Source organism: Pseudomonas sp. TE6288, from assembly GCF_054062095.1.
The window spans coordinates 182,283-203,976 of sequence record NZ_JBSSEW010000002.1; the positions used below are offsets into that span (position 1 = coordinate 182,283).

Below are 21,694 nucleotides of genomic sequence, written 5' to 3' on the forward strand. Positions count from 1 at the left end.
CCGAGCCCCTGGAAACTATTTGCGATAGTTTCATGAAACTCTCGATCTAAGGCCCCAGGCCTGCGCCGGATCCGCGACACTACGCCGCAGATCCTACACAGCTTTCACGCTGCGTTTAGTGAGCTTCGTCCCAATTCGAGCCAACACCCGCTTCCACCAGCAACGGCACGTCCAACTGCGCCGCACCGCTCATGTGGACCCTAATCTCGGCTTTCACCTGGTCGACCAGATCTTCGCGCACCTCAAGCACCAGTTCGTCGTGCACCTGCAGGATCACCCGCGCATCCAGCCCGCTCTCGGTCAGCCAGTTGTCCACCGCCACCATCGCGCGCTTGATGATGTCTGCCGCGGTGCCCTGCATCGGCGCGTTGATCGCGGTGCGCTCGGCACCTTTGCGCAAGGACGGGTTCTTGGCGTTGATGTCCGGCAGGTACAGGCGACGCCCGAACAGGGTTTCGACGAAGCCCTTTTCAGCGGCCTGGGCGCGGGTGCGCTCCATATAGGCCAGCACGCCTGGGTAACGGGCGAAATAGCGGTCGATGTAGTCCTGGGACTGCTTGCGATCAACGCCGATCTGCTTGGCCAGGCCGAATGCGCTCATGCCATAGATCAGGCCAAAGTTAATCGCCTTGGCGCTACGGCGCTGGTCGGTGGTGACGTTCTCTAGGGCGACACCGAACACTTCCGCGGCGGTGGCGCGGTGCACGTCAAGGTCGTTGCGGAAGGCGTGCAGCAGCCCTTCGTCCTTGGCCAGATGGGCCATGATACGCAGCTCGATCTGCGAATAGTCCGCCGCCAGCAGTTTGTAGCCGGGGCTGGCCACGAAAGCCTGGCGAATGCGCCGGCCCTCGGCGGTGCGGATCGGGATGTTCTGCAGGTTGGGGTCGCTGGACGACAAGCGACCGGTGGCAGCCACAGCCTGCTGATACGAGGTATGGATGCGTCCGGTACGCGGGTTGATCTGCAACGGCAACTTGTCGGTGTAGGTGCTCTTGAGCTTGCTCAGGCTGCGGTACTGCATCAGCACCTTGGGCAGCGGGTAGCCCTGCTCGGCCAGGTCATCCAGAACCGCCTCGGCGGTGGACGGCTGGCCCTTGGCGGTCTTGCTCAGCACCGGCATGCCCAGCTTGTCGTAGAGAATCGCACCGAGCTGCTTGGGCGAGCCCAGGTTGAATTCCTCGCCGGCCAGCGCATACGCCTCACGCTCCAGCTCGACCAGCTTCGCTCCCAGCTCACCGCTCTGCACGCCGAGCAGCCCGGCATCGACCAGCGCGCCCTGGCGCTCGATCTTCGCCAGCACCGGCACCAGCGGCATCTCGATATCCATCAGCACCGGCAGTACGCTGGGCGTCTGGGCCAGCCGTGCCTGCAGCGCATGGTGCAGGCGCAGGGTGATATCGGCGTCCTCGGCGGCGTAGGGGCCGGCCTTGTCCAGCGGGATCTGGTTGAAGGTCAGCTGCTTGGCGCCCTTGCCGGCGATATCCTCGAAGGCGATGGTGGTGTGGTCCAGATACTTCTGCGCCAAGCTGTCCATGTCGTGACGGGTGGCGGTGGAGTCGAGCACGTAGGACTCGAGCATGGTGTCGTAGGCCACGCCGCGCATGTGGATGGCCGGGCTGCCGTTGGCCAGGATATTGATGTCGTACTTGGCGTTCTGGCCGATCTTGCCCTTGGCCGGGTCCTCCAGCAGTGGCTTGAGCGCCAGCAGCACACGCTCGCGGTCCAGCTGGGCCGGAGCGCCTTCGTAGTCGTGGGCCAGGGGCACATAGGCGGCTTCATGGGGCTCGACGGCGAACGACAGGCCGACGATCTGCGCCTGCTGGGCGTCCAGGCCGGTGGTTTCCGTATCGAAGGCGAACAGCGGCGCCTGGCGCAGCTTTTCCAGCCAGACGTCGAAGCGAGCCTGGTCGAGAATGGTTTCGTACTTCGGCTCGACCTTCTCGGCAACAGCCTCGGCGACAGCGGCGCCATTACCGGCTTGGGGCGCGCTGCGCTGGACTTCGGCAACCCAGCTCTTGAACTCCATCTCGGTATAGAGCGCCATCAGTGCTTCACGGTCGGGTTCGCCACAGACCAGGGCGTCCACCTCGACATCCAGCTCGACATCGCACTTGATGGTGGCCAACTCGTAGGAGAGGAAGGCCGCGTCGCGGTGCTCCTCGAGCTTGGCGGCGAGGGTCTTGGCGCCTCGAATGGCCAGGCCCGGCACCTTGTCCAGGTTCTGGTACACATCGCTCAGGCCGCCACCGATACCGGTCAGCAGGCCCACCGCTGTCTTTTCGCCAACGCCGGGCACGCCGGGAATGTTGTCGACCTTGTCGCCCATCAGGGCGAGAAAATCGATGATGTGTTCGGGACCTACGCCGAACTTCTCGTGCACGCCAGCGACGTCGAGCACGCTACCGGTCATGGTATTGACGAGGGTAACGTGGCCGTCCACCAGCTGGGCCATGTCCTTGTCGCCGGTCGAGATGATCACCGGGCGGCCGGCGGCGGCGCTGCTGCGCGCCAGGGTGCCGATCACGTCGTCGGCCTCCACGCCTTCGACACACAGCAGCGGGTAGCCCAGGGCGCGGACGCTGGCGTGCAGCGGTTCGACCTGCACCCGCAGGTCGTCGGGCATGCTCGGGCGGTTGGCCTTGTACTCGGCGAACATGGCGTCGCGGAAGGTCCCGCCCTTGGCGTCGAAGACCACTGCGAACAGGCTGTCCGGGTACTGCTTGCGCAGGCTCTTGAGCATGTTCAGCACGCCCTTGACCGCGCCGGTGGGCATGCCTTTGGAGGTGGTCAGCGGCGGCAGCGCGTGGAAGGCGCGGTAGAGGTAGGACGAACCGTCCACCAGGACGAGGGGCGCTTGGCTCATGAGGAGAATCAACCTTTTCGACGGGTCCGGCGCTAGAATAGCCGGATCAATGACGACAAAAGGACTAGGTTATCATGCGCACACTCAATCGCCTGTTACTGCTCGGTCTGCTGGCCACCATGCCAGTCGTCACCCAGGCGGCGGACGAAGCCCCATCGGCCGATCCCGATGTAACCATTCGCACGGAAGGCGATAAAACCATCCAGGAGTACCGGCAAAACGGTTTCCTGTATGCGATCAAGGTCACGCCGAAGAACGGCAAGCCTTATTTCCTGGTACGCGCCGATGGCTCCGAAGGCAATTTCATTCGTTCCGACCAGCCGGACATGCTGATTCCGTCCTGGAAGATCTTCGAGTGGTAAGCTAGTAACGCGTATCGTTCTTATCAACCAGGCACTTCCGGGCGGAAGTGCCCGCATGGGCAGTTCTTCAACATGTCAGTCTTCACCCCTGTGTCCCGGCCTGAGCTGGAAACCTTTCTGGCGCCATACGAGCTGGGCCGCCTGCTCGACTTCCAGGGCATCGCCGCCGGTACCGAGAACAGCAATTTCTTCGTCAGCCTGGAAAAAGGGGAGTTCGTCCTCACACTGATCGAGCGTGGACCGGCTGAAGACATGCCGTTCTTCATCGAACTACTCGACGTGCTGCACGATGCCGACATGCCCGTGCCCTACGCCCTGCGCGACCGCGAAGGGCATGGCCTGCGTGAACTGTGCGGCAAGCCTGCGCTGCTGCAGCCGCGACTGTCGGGCAAGCACGTCAAGCTGCCGAACAACCAGCATTGCGCCCAGGTCGGCGAGCTGCTGGCGCACATTCACCTGGCCACCCGCGAGCGCATCATCGAGCGCCGCACCGACCGTGGCCTGGACTGGATGCTGGAATCGGGCGCCGAGCTGCTGCCGAGCCTGAACCGGGAGCAAGCCGGGCTGTTGCAACCGGCGCTGGCGGAAATCACCGCGCACAAGGCGCAGATCCTCGCCCTGCCCAAGGCCAACCTGCACGCCGACCTGTTCCGTGACAACGTGATGTTCGAAGGCACTCACCTGACCGGGCTGATCGACTTCTACAATGCTTGCTCCGGGCCGATGCTGTACGACATCGCCATCACCGTGAACGACTGGTGCCTGGACGAGCAGAGTGGTATCGACCTGCCACGCGCCCAGGCATTGCTGGGTGCCTACGCGGCACTGCGGCCGTTCACCGCCGCTGAAGCGGAGCTGTGGCCGGTGATGCTGCGGGTGGCGTGCGTGCGCTTCTGGCTGTCGCGCCTGATCGCGGCGCAGGCATTCGCCGGGATGGACGTGATGATCCATGACCCTAGCGAGTTCGAGGTGCGTCTGGCGCAACGCCAGCAGGTGGCGCTGAAGCTGCCGTTCGCGCTCTGATAGGCAATAGCGGCATATGTGGGAGCGGGCTTGCCCCGCGATAGCGCCGGGCCTGCCAACGCTATCGCGGGGCAAGCCCACTCCCACTTGGTCCGCCTACAGCCTCAGAGCTGCTCCAGGCAGCCGACCAGGTCGCCGCCAAGCTTCTCCAGCAAGCGCTCATAGCCCTTGCCATCCACCTTGTCGGTGCCACCCAGCGCATCCAGTTCGGCCAACCGCACCGGCAACCCGGCCGTCAGCGTCTCGGCCAGGCGCGGCCTCAGCGGCGGCTCGCTGAACACGCAGGTCTTGCCCACCGCCTGCAAGCGCTTGCGCATGGCGGCGACGTGCTGCGCGCCCGGCTGCACCTCAGACGCCACGCTGAACACGCCAGTGTGCTTCAGGCCATAGGCGGCCTCGAAGTAGTCGAACGCCTCGTGAAACACGAAGTAAGGCTTGCCGGCGATCCCCGCCACACGCTGCTTGATGCGCGCATCCAGGGCATCCAGGCGCTCGACGAACTGCTTGAGGTTGGCCTGGTAGCGCAGGGCATTGGCCGGGTCGGCCGCTGCCAGGTCGCCGGCCATCTTCGTCGCGATCACCCGGGCATTCAGCGACGACAGCCACAGGTGTGCATCGAGGCTGCCCGGGCGGTGGTCGTGGTCATGATCGTCGTGGTCTTCCTCGTCATGGGAGTGGCTGTCCTCGCCGAAATGACGCAACTGCATGCCCGACAGCGACTGCACGGCCACGGTCGGCTTGGCGCGGCTCTTCAGCACGCGGGGCAGGAAACCTTCCATGTCCGGGCCGATCCAGTACAGCAGGTCGGCATCGGCGACCTTGCGCACGTCGGAGGGACGCAACGCATAGTTGTGCGGGGAGGCGCCCGGCGGCAGCAGCACATCGGCGCTGCCGACACCGTCCTGAACGGCGGCGGCGATCTGTTGCAGGGGCTTGATGCTGGTCAGCACACGCACGTCGGCGTGCGCCGAAAAAGCGATGAAAGCGACAAAGAGGGCAAGGATTCGGGACACGGTGGATACTCGGGTCGTCAGAAACAGGTAACATAATAACGTCTCCATCCTGAACCGTCGCTGCCCATGTCCATCACGCCGTTGGCCCACCGTCCCCACGATCACTCCCATTGCGTCCACAGTGCGCTGGCCGAGGCCGACGCGCTGTGCAACCGTCAGGGCCTGCGCCTGACCGCCCTGCGCCGCCGCGTGCTGGAGCTGGTGTGGCAGAGCCACAAGCCGCTGGGCGCCTACGATATCCTCGCCGTGCTCAGCGAGCAGGACGGCCGCCGCGCCGCGCCACCGACCGTCTATCGTGCCCTGGACTTCCTTCTGGAAAATGGCCTGGTGCACCGCATCGCCTCGCTCAATGCCTTTATTGGCTGCAGCCACCCCGAGCACGCGCACCAGGGGCAGTTCCTGATCTGCCGCGAATGTCATGTCGCCATCGAGCTGGAGCAGAACAGCATCAGCGACGCCATCGTCAGCAGCGCCAATGCCGTGGGCTTTGCGGTCGAGACGCAAACCGTCGAAGTGGTCGGCCTGTGCGGCAACTGCCGGGGCAAGGCATGAGCGATGCCCTGATCCGCCTCGAGCAGGTCGGTGTCAACTTCGCTGGCGAAGCGGTGCTCGACAGCATCGACCTGGCGGTGGCACCGGGCCAGATCGTTACCCTGATCGGTCCCAACGGCGCCGGCAAGACCACCCTGGTGCGCGCCGTGCTGGGGCTGCTCAAGCCGCATCGCGGCAAAGTGTGGCGCAAGCCCAGGCTGCGCATCGGCTACATGCCGCAAAAGATCCAGGTGGACGCCACATTGCCCTTGTCGGTGCTGCGCTTCCTGCGCCTGGTGCCCGGTGTAGACCGTGCGGCAGCCTTGGCGGCGTTGCAGGAAGTCGGCGCCGAGCAGGTGATCGACAACCCGATCCAGACCATCTCCGGTGGCGAGATGCAGCGTGTGCTGTTGGCCCGCGCGCTGCTGCGCGAGCCCGAGCTGCTGGTACTCGACGAACCGGTGCAGGGTGTCGACGTGGTTGGCCAGACCGAGCTGTACAACCTGATCACTCGCCTGCGCGACCGCCACGGCTGCGGCGTGCTGATGGTTTCCCATGACCTGCACCTGGTGATGAGCGCCACCGACCAAGTGGTCTGCCTCAACCGCCACGTGTGCTGCTCGGGCCACCCGGAACAGGTCAGCAACGACCCGGCCTTCGTCGAGCTGTTCGGCCAGAACGCCCCGAGCCTGGCCGTCTATCACCACCATCACGATCACAGCCACGACCTGCACGGGTCGGTGATCGCCCCCGGCGCCCATGTTCACGGAGAGCACTGCAAGCATGGCTGATTTTCTTCTCTACGCCCTGCTTGCCGGTGTATCGCTGGCGCTGGTCGCCGGCCCCCTGGGCTCGTTCGTGGTGTGGCGGCGCATGGCCTATTTCGGCGACACCCTGTCCCATGCCGCGCTGCTCGGCGTGGCCCTGGGCTTCGCCCTGGATGTCAGCCCGGCGCTGGCGGTGACTGTCGGCTGCCTGCTGCTGGCGATTCTGCTGGTGACCCTGCAGCAGCGCCAGCCGCTGGCCTCGGACACCCTGCTCGGCATCCTCGCCCCCAGCACGCTGTCGCTGGGGCTGGTGGTGCTGAGCTTCATGCACGATGTGCGCATCGACCTGATGGCCTACCTGTTCGGCGACCTGTTGGCGATTAGCCCAACCGACCTTGCCTGGATCCTCGGCGGCAGCGCCTTGGTGCTGGTGCTGCTGGCGATGTTCTGGCGACCATTGCTGGCGGTGACCGTGCACGAGGAACTGGCGATGGTCGAAGGCTTGCCGGTGACCGGCCTGCGCCTGGCACTGATGCTGCTGATCGCCGTGGTGATCGCGGTGGCGATGAAGATCGTCGGTGTGCTGCTGATCACCTCGCTGCTGATCATCCCGGCCGCCGCGGCACAGCGTCACGCCCGCTCACCGGAGCAGATGGCCGTGGGCGCCAGCCTGCTGGGGGGTGCCGCGGTCTGCGGGGGCCTGGCGCTGTCCTGGTTCAAGGACACCCCGGCCGGGCCTTCGATCGTGGTCTGTGCGGCAGTGCTATTCTTGCTGAGCCTGGCGTTGCCGAAACGCTGAATTTTCAGGGTGCGCGCAGGCGCATCCTGCAACCTTTTCGCAGGTTTCGAGTCTGAGAAGACCTGTTTTCGAGCGTGCGCACCTGGGTGTAGACTTGCTCGCTTTTTGCGCAAATAGAGAGTCGCAGGAATGAAGCCGTTCGCCTCACGTTATCTGCTTGTTGCCGCGTTTTCCCTGTTCCTGGCTGCCTGCTCCAGCAAGCCGGCCGAACAGCCGGTGGCGCCTGCCCAGCCCGATGCCTGGCAGCAGCTCGAGCAAAGCATCGCCAGCAACGAGCTGGCCACCGCCGAGGATCAACTGGCCGCCTTGCAGGCCCAGGCGCCGGATGACGCACGCCTGGAGCCGCGCCAGCGCCAGCTGGCCGAGGCCTACCTGCGCCGTAGCCAGATCGTCCTGCAGAAGGGCGATGTGAATGCCGCTGCCACGGCATTGGCCCGCGCCCGGGCGCTGATGCCGCAAGCACCGGCCCTGACCGGTGGCGATGCCGTGGCCCAGGCACGCAAGGCCGAACTGGAAAAGGCCGAAGCGGCGCTCAAGGCTGCCGCGTCCAAGCCCAAGGCCCGGGTGATCGACCCGACCGCGCCGACCACCGTCGTGGCGCTGAAAACCACCGACAGCCGGGCGATGCGTCGCCAGTTGGACGATATCGCGGCGGACGTAGTGAGTTATCAGTGCGAGGTGGTGTTCCAGGTGCCGCGTACCGAGGATGCGCCTTGGCTCAAGACCCTGCTGGAGAAGCGAGTGCGCAAGCTCGACAGTGGCTTCGAGCTGAAGCAGAAGCATGAGATCCAGCGTTCATTGCCGGCGCAGGTGGTATTGATCCCTCATCAGCAATAAACCTGTCAGGGCCTCATCGCCGGCAAGCCGGCTCCCACAGGGACCGCCTACAATCTGTGGGAGCCGGCTTGTCATGGCGACGAACCGCGGCGATGGGCTGCAAAGCAGCCCCCGATTATGCAGGAACAGCTTCGGCAGCCGCCTCCCGCGCCCACACCCGGTGCCCCTCGACGGCCTTGAAGAAGGCCTCGAGCGCCTTCTGGTCATCGCCCAGCAACAGCCCCGCATCTTCCTTGAGTCCCAGCTTGTTCAGCAGCAGCTTGCCCTCACTGGCTACCCCCATGGGCTTGAGATGCTTGTAGGCCTCGAGCAGGAAGTGCTTGGCCACGCCGCTATTTTCCAGCGCCTCCAGCGAAGCCTTGCCCGCCGGCACCCACACCCCGTCGAACATCACCGAGGGCATGCCCTCCATCGATGCATCCACCGGCAGCTGCTTGCCAGCGGCAGTCTTCACGGGTGCCGAAGTCGGCCCCAGCAGCATGGGACGCGCACTTTGCGCCTCTAGCGCCTTGACCACCTTGTCGACACTCGCGTCATCCACGCCATCAGCCACCAGGATGGCGATCTTGCGCCCACTGATGCCAATGTCCCCGGGGTGGTTCATCTGGCTCAAGGCCTTTGACTGCGCCGGCTTGCTGCCCTTGACCTTGACCGTGCCGGCCTTCGGCGCCGGCAGCCCGAGGTTGGCCGCCACCGCTGCCGCCAACTTGAGATCGATATTGGCCAGGATCTCGTTCACTTCCCGCGCGCGGATCGCCTCGCGCTCGACCTTGCCCAGCTCGAAGCTGTAGGCCTTGATGATGTGCTGCTGCTCGGTGGGGCTCATGCTCTGGAAGAACAGCCGCGCCTGGGAGAAATGATCGCCAAACGACTCGCTGCGCTGGCGGATCTTGTTCGCGTCGATACGTTCCTGGTAACTCTCGAAACCGCCATCCTGCGCGGCGGGCGGCGTTTCCTTCGGCCAGCCGCCATCGATCGAGTTGGGCTCGTAGGACGCCCGGCCCTTGTCGATGGTCATGCGGTGCATGGCATCGCGCTGGCTGCTGTGATTGGGCGCGACAGGGCGGTTTATCGGAATCTCGTGGAAGTTCGGCCCGCCCAGGCGGCTTATCTGGGTGTCGGTGTAGGAGAACAGCCGGCCCTGCAGCAACGGGTCGTTGCTGAAATCGATGCCCGGCACTATATGCCCGGGGCAGAAGGCGATCTGCTCCACTTCGGCGAAGAAGTTGTCCGGGTTGCGGTCGAGCACCATCTTGCCCAGCGGCGTCACCGGCACCAGCTCCTCGGGGATGATCTTGGTCGGGTCGAGCAAGTCGAAGTCGAACTTGTGCTCGTCGGCCTCCGGCACGATCTGCACGCCCAGCTCCCATTCCGGATAATGCCCGGTCTCGATCGCTTCCCACAGGTCGCGGCGGTGATAGTCGGTGTCCTTGCCGGCAAGCTTCTGGGCTTCGTCCCACAGCACCGAGTGCACGCCCTGGCGCGGCTTCCAGTGGAACTTGACGAAGCTGGCCACGCCTTGGGCATTGATCAACCGGAAGGTGTGCACGCCAAAGCCTTCCATCATGCGCAGGCTGCGCGGAATGGCCCGGTCGGACATCGCCCACATGACCATGTGCGCGGATTCCGGCACCAGCGACACGAAGTCCCAGAAGGTGTCGTGGGCAGAGCCGCCGGTGGGCATCTCGTTGTGCGGTTCGGGTTTGACCGCGTGGACGAAGTCGGGAAACTTGATCGCGTCCTGGATGAAGAACACCGGCATGTTGTTGCCGACCAGATCGAAGTTGCCTTCATCGGTGTAGAACTTCACCGCAAAGCCGCGCACGTCGCGCACCGTGTCGCCCGAGCCACGTGGACCCTGCACGGTGGAAAAGCGCACGAACACCGGGGTGATTTTCTCGGGGTCTTGCAGGAAGCCGGCCTTGGTCAGCTCGGCATGGCAGCCGTAGCTCTGGAAGTAGCCATGGGCGCCGGTCCCGCGGGCATGGACGATACGCTCGGGGATGCGCTCATGGTCGAAGTGGGTGATCTTCTCGCGCATGATGAAGTCTTCGAGCAGCGAAGGCCCACGGGCGCCGGCCTTGAGGCTGTTCTGGTTGTCGGCGACCTTCACACCCTGGTTGGTGCGCAGCGCCTGGCCGCTGGCGTCGCTGCGAAACGCCTCCAGGCTCTGCAGTTTGGCGTTGGTGTTGGCCTTGTCCGGGGTGTCGGTGCCGGCGACAGGGCTGGGCTGTGGCGCCTGCGGCGTCTTGCTGGGCATCTTCGGCTCTCCTCATCAGTCTTCAGGCTGCCCGTTCGGGCTTGTTCAATTAGTGACTGGGCTGCCATCGGATGCGTTCAATCGGATTGCCGACCGTCGCGTTATGCCGATTGGATTGGAGCGTGACGAAATAAATGCTAAGAACACGCAGGGGAAAAGGCTAAAATGCGCGCCCCGGCTAACCGCTGACCCAAATTCCATGCGCCCCACAAGGTTCGCTCAGTGATCGAGTTTCAAAATGTCCACAAGACCTACCGCGTCGCCGGTAGGGATATCCCGGCCCTGAACCCGACCAGCCTGACCATCGAAGATGGCCAGGTGTTCGGCCTGATCGGCCACTCCGGTGCCGGCAAGAGCACCATGCTGCGCCTGATCAACCGCCTCGAGGAGCCGTCCGGCGGCAAGATCGTGGTCGACGGTGAAGACGTCACCGCCTTCGACTCGAACCAGCTGCGGCGCTTCCGCCAGCAGGTCGGCATGATCTTCCAGCACTTCAACCTGCTGGCCTCCAAGACCGTCGCCGACAATGTCGCCCTGCCGCTGGTGCTGGCGGGCGAGCTGTCGCGTGGCGAGATCGACAAGCGCGTCACCGAGCTGCTGGCCCGTGTCGGCCTTTCCGAGCATGCCAAGAAGTACCCGGCGCAACTGTCGGGTGGGCAGAAGCAGCGCGTCGGCATCGCCCGCGCCCTGTCCACCAACCCCAAGATCCTGCTGTGCGACGAAGCCACCAGCGCCCTCGACCCGCAGACCACCGCCTCGGTGCTGCAACTACTGGCCGAGATCAACCGCGAGCTGAAGCTGACCATCGTGCTGATCACCCACGAGATGGACGTGATCCGCCGGGTCTGCGACCGCGTGGCGGTGATGGATGCCGGGCAGATCGTCGAGCAGGGCCCGGTGGCCGACGTGTTCCTGCACCCGCAGCACGCCACCACCAAGCGTTTCGTCCAGGAAGACGAGCAGGTCGACGAGAACGAGCAACGCGACGATTTCGCCCATGTGCCGGGGCGCATCGTGCGCCTGACCTTCCAGGGCTGCGCCACCTACGCGCCGCTGCTGGGCACCGTGGCCCGCGAAACCGGCGTGGACTACAGCATCCTTGCCGGGCGCATCGACCGCATCAAGGACATCCCCTATGGCCAGCTGACCCTTGCCCTGATCGGTGGAGACATGGAGGCGGCGTTCGCCCGCTTCACTGCAGCTGACGTACATATGGAGGTACTGCGTTGATGGACATCCTCAGCTATTTCGCCAACGTCGACTGGGTCGAGATCTGGCAGGCGACCAACGACACGATGGTCATGCTGTTCATCTCGCTGGCCTTCATCATCCTGCTGGGCTTGCCACTGGGCGTCGTGCTGTTCCTGTTCAGCCCACGGCAGATGTTCGAGCACAAGAAGGTCTACGCCGTGCTGGCGACCATCGTCAACATCGTGCGCTCGGTGCCGTTCATCATCCTGCTGATCGTGATGATCCCGATCACGGTGCTGATCACCGGCACCTCGCTGGGCGTTGCCGGTGCCATCCCGCCGCTGGTGGTGGGAACCACGCCATTCTTCGCGCGGCTGGTGGAAACCGCCCTGCGTGAAGTGGACCGCGGCATCATCGAGGCTACCCAGTCGATGGGCGCCACCACCCGCCAGATCATCTTCAAGGCCGTGCTGCCTGAAGCGATGCCGGGCATCATCGCCGCCATCACCGTGACCGCCATCACCTTGGTGTCCTACACCGCCATGGCCGGCGTGGTCGGGGCCGGTGGCCTGGGTGACCTGTCGATCCGCTTCGGCTACCAACGCTTCCAGACCGACGTGATGATCGTCACCGTGGTGCTGCTGGTCATCCTGGTCCAGGTACTGCAAATGATCGGCGACAAGCTGGTCGTGCATTTTTCCCGTAAGTAACCCCAATGGGGTCGGCCCGGCCGACCCGTTCGGGGGCCGTCGCGGCCCTCACAAGGAGTGATCAATGAAGAAGCTGCTTGCTGTTGTCGCCGCGGTCGCGGCCTTCTCGGCCCACGCCGAGACCCTGACGGTCGCCGCCACCCCGGTACCGCACGCCGAGATCCTCAACTTCGTCAAGCCACAGCTGGCGAAGGAAGGCGTGGAACTGAAGGTCAAGGAGTTCACCGACTACATCCAGCCGAACGTGCAGGTTTCGGAAAAGCGCCTGGACGCCAACTTCTTCCAGCACCAGCCGTACCTGGATGAGTTCAACAAGGCCAAGGGTACTCACCTGGTAAGCGTCGCCGGCGTGCACATCGAGCCGCTGGGCGTGTACTCGACCAAGGTCAAGAAGCTCGACGAACTGCCTTCCGGCGCCGCCGTGGTCATTCCCAACGACGCCACCAACGGCGGCCGCGCCCTGCTGCTGCTGGACAAGGCCGGGGTGATCAAGCTCAAGGACAACACGAACATCCTGTCGACCATCAAGGACATCGCCGAGAACCCGAAAAACCTGAAGTTCCGGGAACTGGAAGCCGCGACCATCCCGCGTGTGCTGACCCAGGTCGATGCCGCCCTGATCAACACCAACTACGCGCTGGAAGCCAAGCTCAACCCGGAAAAAGACGCCCTGGCCATCGAAGGCAAGGACTCTCCGTACGTGAACATCCTGGTGACCCGCGAGGACAACAAGGACGCGGACGCGGTGAAGAAGCTGGTACAGGCCCTGCACTCGCCTGAGGTGAAGCAGTTCATCACCGAGAAGTACAAGGGCGCTGTGGTTCCTGCGTTCTAAGCTGAAATCCCCAGGGCCGCTTTGCGGCCCATCGCGATACACCGCCGCTCCCACAGATTCGGTACCAGCTCAACCCTGGCGCTGCAACTGTGGGAGTGGGCTTGCCCCACGATGCATCTACAGCGTTTTGTCACCTGATAACTCAGCCTAGTTGTCTGTTCCACGACTCAACGCCACCAAAGCGTTCAGGTAATTGTTGTACGTCAAACCCTGGGCCGGATCTGCGAAAGAACCAGTGACACCGCCCAAAGCCTCTGAAGTTCTCCTGAGCTCAACCATAACTGTCTGCGCAAGGTCTGGATTCACTTCAGTGGGTATCGCCGTTGCCGCCGTGCGCCTCTGCTCCACTGCCGCCTTCATAGACGCTTTGATTGATTCACGATTGGGACCTGATGCCGAACTACTTGGTCCGCTTACGGTGTTTGGAGAGCTTGCCCCATGTAATGCGTTTTGTGGCTGTAGAGCGGTATTGGTGTCAGAGAGTGGTAACCGATCAAAGTGGGCCATCATTCCCTCCAGTACCTGGGGAGGTGACATCTCGCTTTCAGAAAACCGTCTTGCGGTGTTACTTGCTCCTGAGTGACGGCCGGGCGAAGAGGATCTGAGCATATGGCCAGTCGGGTCGCTGAAATTCACAGGATCGCCATTGCAGTACACATAACAATTGATGCCACCCTCCAAGAAAGGGCTCAGCGAGTCTGGTGAATGGAAGCGCATGAATGTCGTGCTGTACAAGCGGTACCCATTTCCGAGCAAGTAGCCTTGCAGCTCGGTGGCCCTCAACTGGCCCGTAAAGCCCAGGCATGATTGCAATACAGTTTCCCGCCCGTAGGGCGTGTAGGTGCCGACACGCCTACCATTCGTATCAATTTCGCAAAGCGGCGAAGCTTGCTGATTGGTGCTCAGCAGCATTGTCAGCGCCTGGGAGCGATGTGTACTGCCCTGCGCCAAAGAGCTGGTGTTGCAAACTCGGCTTTTGTCCGTAGATGGCATTTCGGGCACTCCGAACGAATGGTTCGGGCGCTAGCCTGTAAGGTATGAGGCATCCGTTCAACTGGTAGAATTACCAGGTCTGATTATCGCCTGCGTGCTACTTCGGAACTGCTGGGAACGCTCTGCGGCTCTTTCGCAGCAGGCCCAAGGATTGAATGCCAATCGCGGGGCAAGCCCGCTCCCACGCAGGTTATGCCCCTCGATTCATTTCAACCGTCAGTCGCGCTTCACAAGCCCCGGCAACTGTGCCACCAGCTTCTGGTTGTTGAACGGCGCACGGATGAACCCGCGCTGACGCCCGTCCGGCCCGACCACCGCCAGGTTGCCGCTGTGATCCACGGTATACCCGGGCTTGCTGGTATCGGCCGGGATGAACGGGATGCTCAAGGCGTTGGCCAATTTCTGGGTATCCTCGATCGAGCCCGCCACCCCGACGAAATCCTTGTCGAAATAGCCCAGGTACTGCTTGAGCTGGTTCGGCGTGTCGCGGTTCGGGTCGACGCTCACCAGCACCACCTGCAGACGCTCCAGCGCCTCCTTGGGCAGTTCGCTCTTCACCTGGCGCAACTGGGCCAGGGTGGTCGGGCAGATGTCCGGGCAGTAGGTGTAGCCGAAGAACAGCAATGACCACTTGCCCTTGAGCTGGTCCAGCACCAGCGGCTGGCCGTTCTGGTCGGTCATGGTCACGTCCGGCACGGTACGGCTCTGCGGCAGCAGGATGATGCCGGCATCGATCAGCTCGGTGGGGTTCAACTGACCACGGTCGTTGAGCACCTTGTTGACGGTCAGGCCCATGATCAGCGCGACCAGGGCAACGAGGATGAAGACGGTTTTCTGGGTTCGGGTCATAGGTTCAGCAACAGGTAGTGGTCTACGAGCAACGCGATGAACAGGGCGAACAGGTAGCCGATAGAGTACTTGAACGTCTTGATCGCCGCGTGCGGCCGGGTGCCACGGTACAACACCCAGGCCCAGTGCAGGAAGCGCAGGCCCAGCAGCAAGGCACAGGCCAGGTACAGCGGGCCGCTCATGTGGATGGCATAGGGCAACAGGCTCACGGCCAGCAATATCAAGGTGTAGAGCAGGATATGCAGGGCCGTGTAATGCTCGCCATGGGTAACGGGTAGCATGGGAATATCAGCTTTTGCGTACTCCTCCTTGCGATGAATCGCAAGGGCCCAGAAGTGCGGCGGTGTCCAGGCGAAGATGATCAGCACCAGCAGCAGGGGCTCGGCGCCCAGGTGCCCGCTGACCGCTACCCAGCCCAACAATGGCGGCGCGGCCCCAGCCAGGCCGCCGATCACGATGTTCTGCGGCGTGGCCCGCTTGAGAAAGCCGGTGTAGAGCACCGCGTAACCCAGCAGCGAGGCCAGTGTGAGCCAGGCGGTGAGGGGGTTGGTGAAAGCCAGCAGCAAGGCCATACCTGCCACGGCCAACAACAAGGCGAACAACAGTGCCGCCAGAGGCGCCACCCGGCCTTGGGCCAACGGACGCTTGTGGGTACGGGCCATCAACGCATCGACTCGTCGGTCGACCACGTGATTGACCGCCGCCGCGGCACCCGCGCACAAGCCAATCCCCAGGTTGCCGAACAGCAGGACGCTCCAGGCCACCCCTGCGCGGGTGGCGAGAAACATCCCCACCAGCGAGGTGATCAGCATCAGCACCACCACCTTCGGCTTGGTCAGTTCCAGATAGTCGCGCCATCCGGCGCGCTGGCGTTCCGTGCTCAGAACCGTCGCCACGAATCGTTCCTCATGTGATGAGTGAGTTGCGCCCCGGTCACCGGTGTCAGGCGCCAGCCATGGCCCACGCGAACCTTGTCGACCACGCGAATGCGGTAGTTCACCAGCACCATGGTCAGCAGCAGCAGCACACCGCCGGCGTTGTGGGCAACGGCCACGCCCAGCGGCAGGTGGAACAATACGTTGCTGATGCCCAGGCCCAGCTGCAGCGTCAGCGCCAGCAATACCAGGCGCGCCAGGCCGCCCAGGCCATTGCGCTGCAACTTCCAGCTGAGCATCAGCAGTACCGCCAGCACCATCATCGCGCCGAGCCGGTGGCTGACATGAATCGCCGTGCGCGCATCGCTGTCCAGTTGCCCGCCCAGGTAATTGGGGCCGACGTGCTGGGTCAGGTGGAAGCCGTTGCTGAAGTCCGCCGCCGGCCACCACTGGCCATGGCAGGTGGGCAGGTCGATGCAGGCCACCGCCGCGTAGTTGGCGCTGACCCAACCCCCCAGGGCGATCTGGCCGATCACCACCAGCAGCGCCAGCGCCGCGATCCGCCGCAAGCTCAGCGGCAGTTTCGGCAAAGGCGCAAAAGCCCGGGATAGACGCAGGGATAGCAGGAAAAGCAGGCTCACCGTGGTGAACCCGCCAAGCAGGTGCGCGGTCACCACCTGGGGCCACAGTTTCAGTGTCACCGTCCACATGCCGAACGCCGCCTGGGCCAGCACCACACCCAGCAGCAACACTGGCAGGCGGTAGGGCTGGCCGTCATGGGCATGCCGGCGTACAGCCTGGAAGGCAAGCAGTGCGATCACCAGTGCCAGGCTGCCGGCGAAATAGCGATGGACCATCTCTGCCCAGCCCTTGGCTTCCTCCACCGGGTGCTCAGGGAAGTGCAGCTCGGCATGGGCCAGTTGGGCATCGGTCTTGGGCACGCTGATGAAGCCGTAGCACCCCGGCCAGTCGGGGCAACCAAGACCGGCATGAGTCAGGCGAGTGTAGGCGCCGAGCAACACGACCAGCAGCGCCAGCAGCGTGGCGCACACAGCAAGGCGGAATCCGGGTCTGGCCATGGCAGCCTCCTAGCCGATGTTGGACAGCTTGAGCAGGTGACGCAGGTCGTCCAGCACATGCTTGCCCTTGACCTTGGCGTCGTAGCGCAGCACCAGGTTGCCGTGAGGATCGACGATCCACAGTTGCGGGGCAGTGTCGCCGACCTTCTGGATATAGCGCTGGGCGTCCAGCGGATAGCGTTGCAACTGCGGGTATTCACGGCCCAGCAACGCCTGGTAGTCAGCGGCCAGCGGCTGGGCCGCCGCCAGGGCATGGCTGGCGCGGCTGGCATCGCGGCCCAGGCCGACCTGGATCTGCCGGGCCAGGTACACCAGTTGCCGGCAGTCCTCGACACAGGCGCCCGGGGCGCTGACCAACAGCTGCCAACGCTCGTCCTGGGCATCGATGCCGATATCCGCCCGGCCCTCGCCATTACCAATCATCACACCGTGATAGCTGCGCCCCTCCGGTACCCAGAACTTGAGCTTGTACATGCTGGTGGCAAGGATCATCGGCCCGAGCACGACGAACAGGATCAACAGCAGTTGCAGGCGCCCGCGGGGCTTGCGGCGGTCAGGCACGTCCAGTGGACTCGTGGCGGCGGCCATGGCGGTTCTCCTTGTCGTTGTGATGCCAGCCGAAATACAGGTAAAGCAGTACCAACGCGCTCGCCAGGGCGAACCACTGCACGGCATAGCCCTGGTGCTTTTCCGGGCCCATGGCGACCACCGGCCAGTCCAGGCGGTAGGCGGCCGGGCCGGGCCGCAGGCGTAGCTCCTGAGCAAAGCCTTCCCGGCCCAGTTGCTGCCAGAGCCCGGACGGATCGATCGCCGTCAGCAGTTGCGGCCACTGGCCATCGGGGTTGTCCGGGTGCAGCTGGAACGTCTTGCCCGGCGGCACGTAGACCGTGGCGTCCAGCGCCAGCGCCTGGCTGGGCGTGTCGAAGCGCACCGGCACACGACGGTCGGGCCACGCCAGCCAGCCGCGATTGACCAGCAACCACAGGCCGCTGGCCTGGTCGTGGAAGGGCTGCAACAGCTCGACGCCGGCCTTGCCGTCACGCATCTGATTGTCCAGCAGCAGGCTGTGACCGGCATCGAACCGGCCATACAGGTGCACGGGGTAGAACGCCGGGTCCGGCAGCTGGCGCAACCGGTCAGCAGTGACCGGCGCCTCGATCTGGCGTTCGGTGTAGGTGGCCAGCAGGTCACGCTTTTCGTCGGCGCGCCGCAGTTGCCAGCAGCCGAGCGCGATCAACCCCGGCAGCAGCGCAAGCACCACCAGGGTCGGTACCAAGCCTGGGCGAAACGGCTTCACCAGAGCCTCTTGAGGTCGAGCGCTATACTTGTATCCATCACCTCATCCCCCGGAGTGTCGCCATGCTCAAGGCCGCGATTGTCCTGATGCTGCTGGCCACCATCGCCAGCCTGTTCAGTGGCCTGGTGTTCCTGGTCAAGGACGATGACCAGTCGACCCGCCTGCTCAAGGCCCTTACCGTGCGCGTCGCCCTCGCCACCCTGACCATCGCCCTGGTGGCCTGGGGCCTGATCAGTGGGCAACTGGTGTCGCACGCACCTTTCTGAATTCACACCATCCCTGTAGGAGCAGCTTCAGCCGCGATCACCCGCGAAGCCGCACTACAGGACATACACGAAGATGAACAACCCCACCCACACCACATCGACGAAGTGCCAGTACCAGCTCGCCGCCTCGAAACCGAAGTGCTTGTCCGGGTCGAAGTGCCCGCGCAGCACCCGGCAGAACATCACGAACAGGATCAACGTGCCCAAGGTCACGTGCGCGCCGTGGAACCCGGTAAGCATGAAGAACGTCGCGCCGTAGATGCCCGAGCCCAGGGTCAGCCCGAGTTTGTTGTAGGCCTCGTGGTACTCGTAGGCCTGCAGGGCGAGAAACGCCAGCCCCAGCAGGATCGTCAGCCCCAGCCACAGCTTCAGCGCGCCGCGGTGCCCCTTGCGCAGGGCGTGGTGGGCGATGGTCACGGTCACACTGGAGCTCACCAGCAGGATGGTATTGATCAGCGGCAGGTGCCACGGATCGATGACTTCCTTCGGTGGCGGGAACAGTTTCGGGTCCGGCGTATGCAGTAGCGGCCAGACGAACTCGAAGTTGGGCCAGAGCATATGCGTCACGCCCTTGGCCCCATCGCCCCCCAGCCACGGCCCGGCCAGCACCCGCACATAGAACAGCGCGCCGAAGAAGGCCAGGAAGAACATCACCTCGGAAAAGATGAACCAGCTCATGCCCCAGCGGAACGAGCGGTCCATCTGCGCACTGTAGAGCCCGGCGTGGCTTTCCTTGACCACTGCGCCGAACCAGCCGAACAGCATGTAGGCCAGGAACAGCGCGCCAACGAAGAAAATCAGCGGCCCGTGGGACTCCGGGTGGCCGGCCTTGAGGTCGTTGAACCAGGTGCCGAGCCCGAATACGGTGATGAACATGCCGATCGTGGCAATGATCGGCCACTTGCTCTGCGCCGGTACGTAGTAATGCTCGTGGCTTGCCATGACGTATCTCCTTCCCTCAACGGGCGCCCTCGGTCGCGGCTTGGGCGACCGGGGGGTGGCGAGCGGTGATGTCGAACAGGGTGTAGGCCAGGGTCAGGTGTTTCACCGATTCCGGCAGGTCGCGGTCGACGATGAAGCGCACCGGCATCTCGATGCGCTCGCCCGGCTGCAGAACCTGCTGGGTGAAACAGAAGCACTCGGTCTTGTGGAAGTACGCCGCAGCCTCGGCGGGGGTGATGCTGGGGATGGCCTGGGCGCTCATGGGCTGGTTGGTCGGGTTGCGGGCCACGAAGATCATCTGGTTCACCGCCCCCGGGTTGACCTCGATCTGGTCGGCGGTGGAGTGGAATTCCCAGCTCATGTCACCGGCATTGGTCGACATGAACTGCACCCGCACCGAACGGGTCGGGTCGCTCACCTGGGTGCCCGCGTACTGCCCGCCGGTCTTGCCGTTGATGCCGAAGGCCTTGCACATCACGTCGTAAATCGGCACCAGGGCAAAGCCGAAGGCGAACATCACCACGGTCAGCATCAGCAGGCGGCTGACCAGGCGTTTGAGCGACAAGCCGTCCATGGGCAAGCTCCTACTTCACTTCCGGCGGCGTCTGGAAGGTGTGGTAAGGCGCAGGTGAAGGGATCGACCACTCCAGCCCCTCGGCGCCGTCCCAGGGTTTGTCCGGTGCCGGCGCGCCACCGCGAATGCACTTGATGACGATGAACAGGAAGAAGATCTGCGTGGCGCCGAACATGAAGGCGCCGATCGACGAGACCATGTTGAAGTCGGCGAACTGCAGGTTGTAGTCGGGGATGCGCCGGGGCATGCCGGCCAAGCCGACGAAGTGCATGGGGAAGAAGGCCAGGTTCATGCCGACGAACGACAGCCAGAAGTGCAGCTTGCCCAAGGTTTCGTCATACATGTGCCCGGTCCATTTCGGCAGCCAGTAGTAGGCCGAGGCAAAGATGCCGAAGATCGCCCCGGGCACCAGCACGTAGTGGAAGTGCGCCACCACGAAGTAGGTGTCGTGGTACTGGAAGTCCGCAGGCGCGATGGCCAGCATCAGCCCGGAGAAGCCGCCGATGGTGAACAGAATAACGAAGGCGATGGCGAACAGCATCGGCGTCTCGAAGGTCAGCGAGCCTTCCCACATGGTGCTGACCCAGTTGAACACCTTCACCCCGGTGGGCACGGCGATCAGCATGGTGGCGTACATGAAGAACAGTTCGCCCACCACCGGGATGCCGACCACGAACATGTGGTGGGCCCAGACGATGAACGACAGGAAGGCGATCGCCCCGGTGGCGTAGACCATCGAGGTATAGCCGAACAGCGGCTTGCGCGAGAACGCCGGGATGATCGAGCTGACCGCGCCGAAGGCCGGCAGGATCATGATGTACACCTCGGGGTGCCCGAAGAACCAGAACACATGCTGGAACAACACCGGGTCACCGCCGCCGGCCGCGCTGAAGAAGCTGGTGCCGAAATGGATATCCATCAGCATCATGGTCACCACGCCGGCCAGCACCGGCATCACCGCGATCAGCAGGAACGCGGTGATCAGCCAGGTCCAGACGAACAGCGGCATTTTCATCAGGGTCATGCCGGGGGCGCGCAGGTTGAGGATGGTGGCGATCACGTTGATCGCGCCCATGATCGAGCTGATGCCCATCAGGTGGATGGCGAAGATGAAGAAGGTCACGCTGGCCGGGGCGTAGGTGGTCGACAGCGGGGCATAGAAGGTCCAGCCGAAGTTCGGCCCGCCACCGGGGCTGAACAGGGTCGAGACCAGCAGCAGGAACGCCGCCGGCAGCAGCCAGAAGCTGAAGTTGTTCATCCGCGGCAGGGCCATGTCTGGCGCGCCGATCATCAGCGGGATCATCCAGTTGGCCAGGCCGACGAAGGCCGGCATCACCGCGCCGAACACCATGATCAGCCCGTGCATGGTGGTCATCTGGTTGAAGAACGCCGGCTCCACGATCTGCAAGCCGGGCTGGAACAGCTCGGCGCGGATCACCATGGCGAACGAGCCGCCGAGCAGGAACATGGTGAAGGCGAACCACAGGTACATCGTGCCGATGTCCTTGTGGTTGGTGGTCAGCACCCAGCGCATCAGGCCCTTGGCCGGGCCGTGGGCGTGTTCATGACCGTGGGCGTGGTCGTCGATCACTGCACTCATGTCCTGTCTCCTGCAATCCACTGACTGC

22 protein-coding genes are annotated in these 21,694 nt (G+C 63.9%); 10 read left to right on the forward strand and 12 right to left on the reverse strand.

Annotated elements, in window-relative coordinates; translation table 11 throughout:
• Positions 1-115: 115 nt before the first annotated feature.
• A complete protein-coding gene (polA, locus tag ACVWY1_RS02615; protein WP_277502367.1) occupies positions 116-2,863 on the reverse strand; it encodes a DNA polymerase I in 2,748 nt (915 codons plus the stop codon).
• Positions 2,864-2,937: 74 nt separating this feature from the next.
• Here polA and ACVWY1_RS02620 point away from each other — a divergent pair, with 74 nt between their 5' ends.
• On the forward strand, positions 2,938-3,225 hold the full coding sequence (locus tag ACVWY1_RS02620; RefSeq protein WP_046853618.1) for a DUF2782 domain-containing protein: 288 nt from the start codon (positions 2,938-2,940) through the stop codon (positions 3,223-3,225).
• A gap of 72 nt (positions 3,226-3,297) precedes the next feature.
• Positions 3,298-4,248 (forward strand): homoserine kinase, encoded by a 951-nt coding sequence (locus ACVWY1_RS02625; protein ID WP_102683014.1) that lies wholly within the window; start codon positions 3,298-3,300, stop codon positions 4,246-4,248.
• A 104-nt stretch (positions 4,249-4,352) separates the two neighbouring features.
• Here ACVWY1_RS02625 and ACVWY1_RS02630 read toward each other — a convergent pair whose 3' ends face one another.
• Positions 4,353-5,309 (reverse strand): zinc ABC transporter substrate-binding protein, encoded by a 957-nt coding sequence (locus ACVWY1_RS02630; protein ID WP_457377749.1) that lies wholly within the window; start codon positions 5,307-5,309, stop codon positions 4,353-4,355.
• 18 nt (positions 5,310-5,327) lie between these two features.
• Between ACVWY1_RS02630 and zur the strand changes: the two genes are divergently transcribed.
• The 4 genes from zur (at position 5,328) to ACVWY1_RS02650 (ending at position 8,195) form a co-directional block, all read left to right on the forward strand.
• Positions 5,328-5,813, forward strand: a complete 486-nt coding sequence (zur, locus tag ACVWY1_RS02635) for a zinc uptake transcriptional repressor Zur (protein ID WP_046853615.1) — start codon at positions 5,328-5,330, stop codon at positions 5,811-5,813.
• Positions 5,810-6,583, forward strand: a complete 774-nt coding sequence (gene znuC / locus ACVWY1_RS02640; RefSeq protein WP_277502369.1) for a zinc ABC transporter ATP-binding protein ZnuC — start codon at positions 5,810-5,812, stop codon at positions 6,581-6,583. The genes zur and znuC overlap by 4 nt, the downstream gene beginning before the upstream one ends.
• A complete protein-coding gene (gene znuB / locus ACVWY1_RS02645) occupies positions 6,576-7,358 on the forward strand; it encodes a zinc ABC transporter permease subunit ZnuB (protein ID WP_457377750.1) in 783 nt (260 codons plus the stop codon). The genes znuC and znuB overlap by 8 nt, the downstream gene beginning before the upstream one ends.
• Positions 7,359-7,487: 129 nt before the next feature.
• On the forward strand, positions 7,488-8,195 hold the full coding sequence (locus ACVWY1_RS02650) for a PA5502 family lipoprotein (RefSeq protein ID WP_277502370.1): 708 nt from the start codon (positions 7,488-7,490) through the stop codon (positions 8,193-8,195).
• Positions 8,196-8,310: 115 nt separating this feature from the next.
• Here ACVWY1_RS02650 and katE read toward each other — a convergent pair whose 3' ends face one another.
• Positions 8,311-10,455: a catalase HPII gene (gene katE / locus ACVWY1_RS02655; protein ID WP_110696965.1), complete on the reverse strand. Its 2,145-nt coding sequence runs from the start codon at positions 10,453-10,455 to the stop codon at positions 8,311-8,313.
• A gap of 222 nt (positions 10,456-10,677) precedes the next feature.
• Between katE and ACVWY1_RS02660 the strand changes: the two genes are divergently transcribed.
• The 3 genes from ACVWY1_RS02660 to ACVWY1_RS02670 all read left to right on the forward strand — a co-directional run bounded on the left by ACVWY1_RS02660 (position 10,678) and on the right by ACVWY1_RS02670 (position 13,191).
• The gene (locus tag ACVWY1_RS02660; protein ID WP_110696963.1) at positions 10,678-11,685 is read left to right on the forward strand and encodes a methionine ABC transporter ATP-binding protein; all 1,008 of its coding nucleotides are present in this window, start codon (positions 10,678-10,680) and stop codon (positions 11,683-11,685) included.
• On the forward strand, positions 11,685-12,356 hold the full coding sequence (locus ACVWY1_RS02665) for a methionine ABC transporter permease (protein WP_023632566.1): 672 nt from the start codon (positions 11,685-11,687) through the stop codon (positions 12,354-12,356). The genes ACVWY1_RS02660 and ACVWY1_RS02665 overlap by 1 nt, the downstream gene beginning before the upstream one ends.
• A gap of 64 nt (positions 12,357-12,420) precedes the next feature.
• Entirely contained in the window at positions 12,421-13,191 is a 771-nt protein-coding gene (locus ACVWY1_RS02670; protein WP_102683007.1) for a MetQ/NlpA family ABC transporter substrate-binding protein, read from the forward strand.
• Between the two features lie 147 nt (positions 13,192-13,338).
• Here the strand turns inward: ACVWY1_RS02670 and ACVWY1_RS02675 are convergent, their stop codons facing one another.
• From ACVWY1_RS02675 to ACVWY1_RS02700, 6 genes are all read right to left on the reverse strand, one after another.
• Positions 13,339-14,103: an RHS repeat-associated core domain-containing protein gene (locus ACVWY1_RS02675; RefSeq protein ID WP_232967908.1), complete on the reverse strand. Its 765-nt coding sequence runs from the start codon at positions 14,101-14,103 to the stop codon at positions 13,339-13,341.
• Between the two features lie 297 nt (positions 14,104-14,400).
• Entirely contained in the window at positions 14,401-15,033 is a 633-nt protein-coding gene (locus ACVWY1_RS02680) for an SCO family protein (protein ID WP_028688687.1), read from the reverse strand.
• A complete protein-coding gene (gene cyoE, locus ACVWY1_RS02685) occupies positions 15,030-15,929 on the reverse strand; it encodes a heme o synthase (protein ID WP_277502372.1) in 900 nt (299 codons plus the stop codon). The genes ACVWY1_RS02680 and cyoE overlap by 4 nt, the downstream gene beginning before the upstream one ends.
• Complete coding sequence (locus tag ACVWY1_RS02690; RefSeq protein ID WP_457377751.1) at positions 15,914-16,987, reverse strand: COX15/CtaA family protein; 1,074 nt, start codon at positions 16,985-16,987, stop codon at positions 15,914-15,916. Before ACVWY1_RS02690 ends, cyoE begins: the two co-directional genes overlap by 16 nt.
• A gap of 9 nt (positions 16,988-16,996) precedes the next feature.
• Entirely contained in the window at positions 16,997-17,575 is a 579-nt protein-coding gene (locus tag ACVWY1_RS02695; protein WP_111531934.1) for a hypothetical protein, read from the reverse strand.
• Positions 17,541-18,284, reverse strand: coding sequence for an SURF1 family protein (locus ACVWY1_RS02700; RefSeq protein ID WP_277502374.1), 744 nt, complete (start codon positions 18,282-18,284; stop codon positions 17,541-17,543). The genes ACVWY1_RS02695 and ACVWY1_RS02700 overlap by 35 nt, the downstream gene beginning before the upstream one ends.
• Before the next feature lie 62 nt (positions 18,285-18,346).
• Between ACVWY1_RS02700 and ACVWY1_RS02705 the strand changes: the two genes are divergently transcribed.
• On the forward strand, positions 18,347-18,550 hold the full coding sequence (locus ACVWY1_RS02705; protein ID WP_023628968.1) for a twin transmembrane helix small protein: 204 nt from the start codon (positions 18,347-18,349) through the stop codon (positions 18,548-18,550).
• A gap of 54 nt (positions 18,551-18,604) precedes the next feature.
• Here ACVWY1_RS02705 and ACVWY1_RS02710 read toward each other — a convergent pair whose 3' ends face one another.
• The 3 genes from ACVWY1_RS02710 to ctaD are packed head-to-tail and all read right to left on the reverse strand — an operon-like array spanning position 18,605 to position 21,666.
• On the reverse strand, positions 18,605-19,492 hold the full coding sequence (locus ACVWY1_RS02710) for a cytochrome c oxidase subunit 3 (protein WP_277502375.1): 888 nt from the start codon (positions 19,490-19,492) through the stop codon (positions 18,605-18,607).
• Between the two features lie 16 nt (positions 19,493-19,508).
• Positions 19,509-20,066 (reverse strand): cytochrome c oxidase assembly protein, encoded by a 558-nt coding sequence (locus ACVWY1_RS02715; protein ID WP_102683000.1) that lies wholly within the window; start codon positions 20,064-20,066, stop codon positions 19,509-19,511.
• Between the two features lie 10 nt (positions 20,067-20,076).
• The gene (ctaD, locus tag ACVWY1_RS02720; protein WP_277502376.1) at positions 20,077-21,666 is read right to left on the reverse strand and encodes a cytochrome c oxidase subunit I; all 1,590 of its coding nucleotides are present in this window, start codon (positions 21,664-21,666) and stop codon (positions 20,077-20,079) included.
• Positions 21,667-21,694 lie beyond the last annotated feature (28 nt).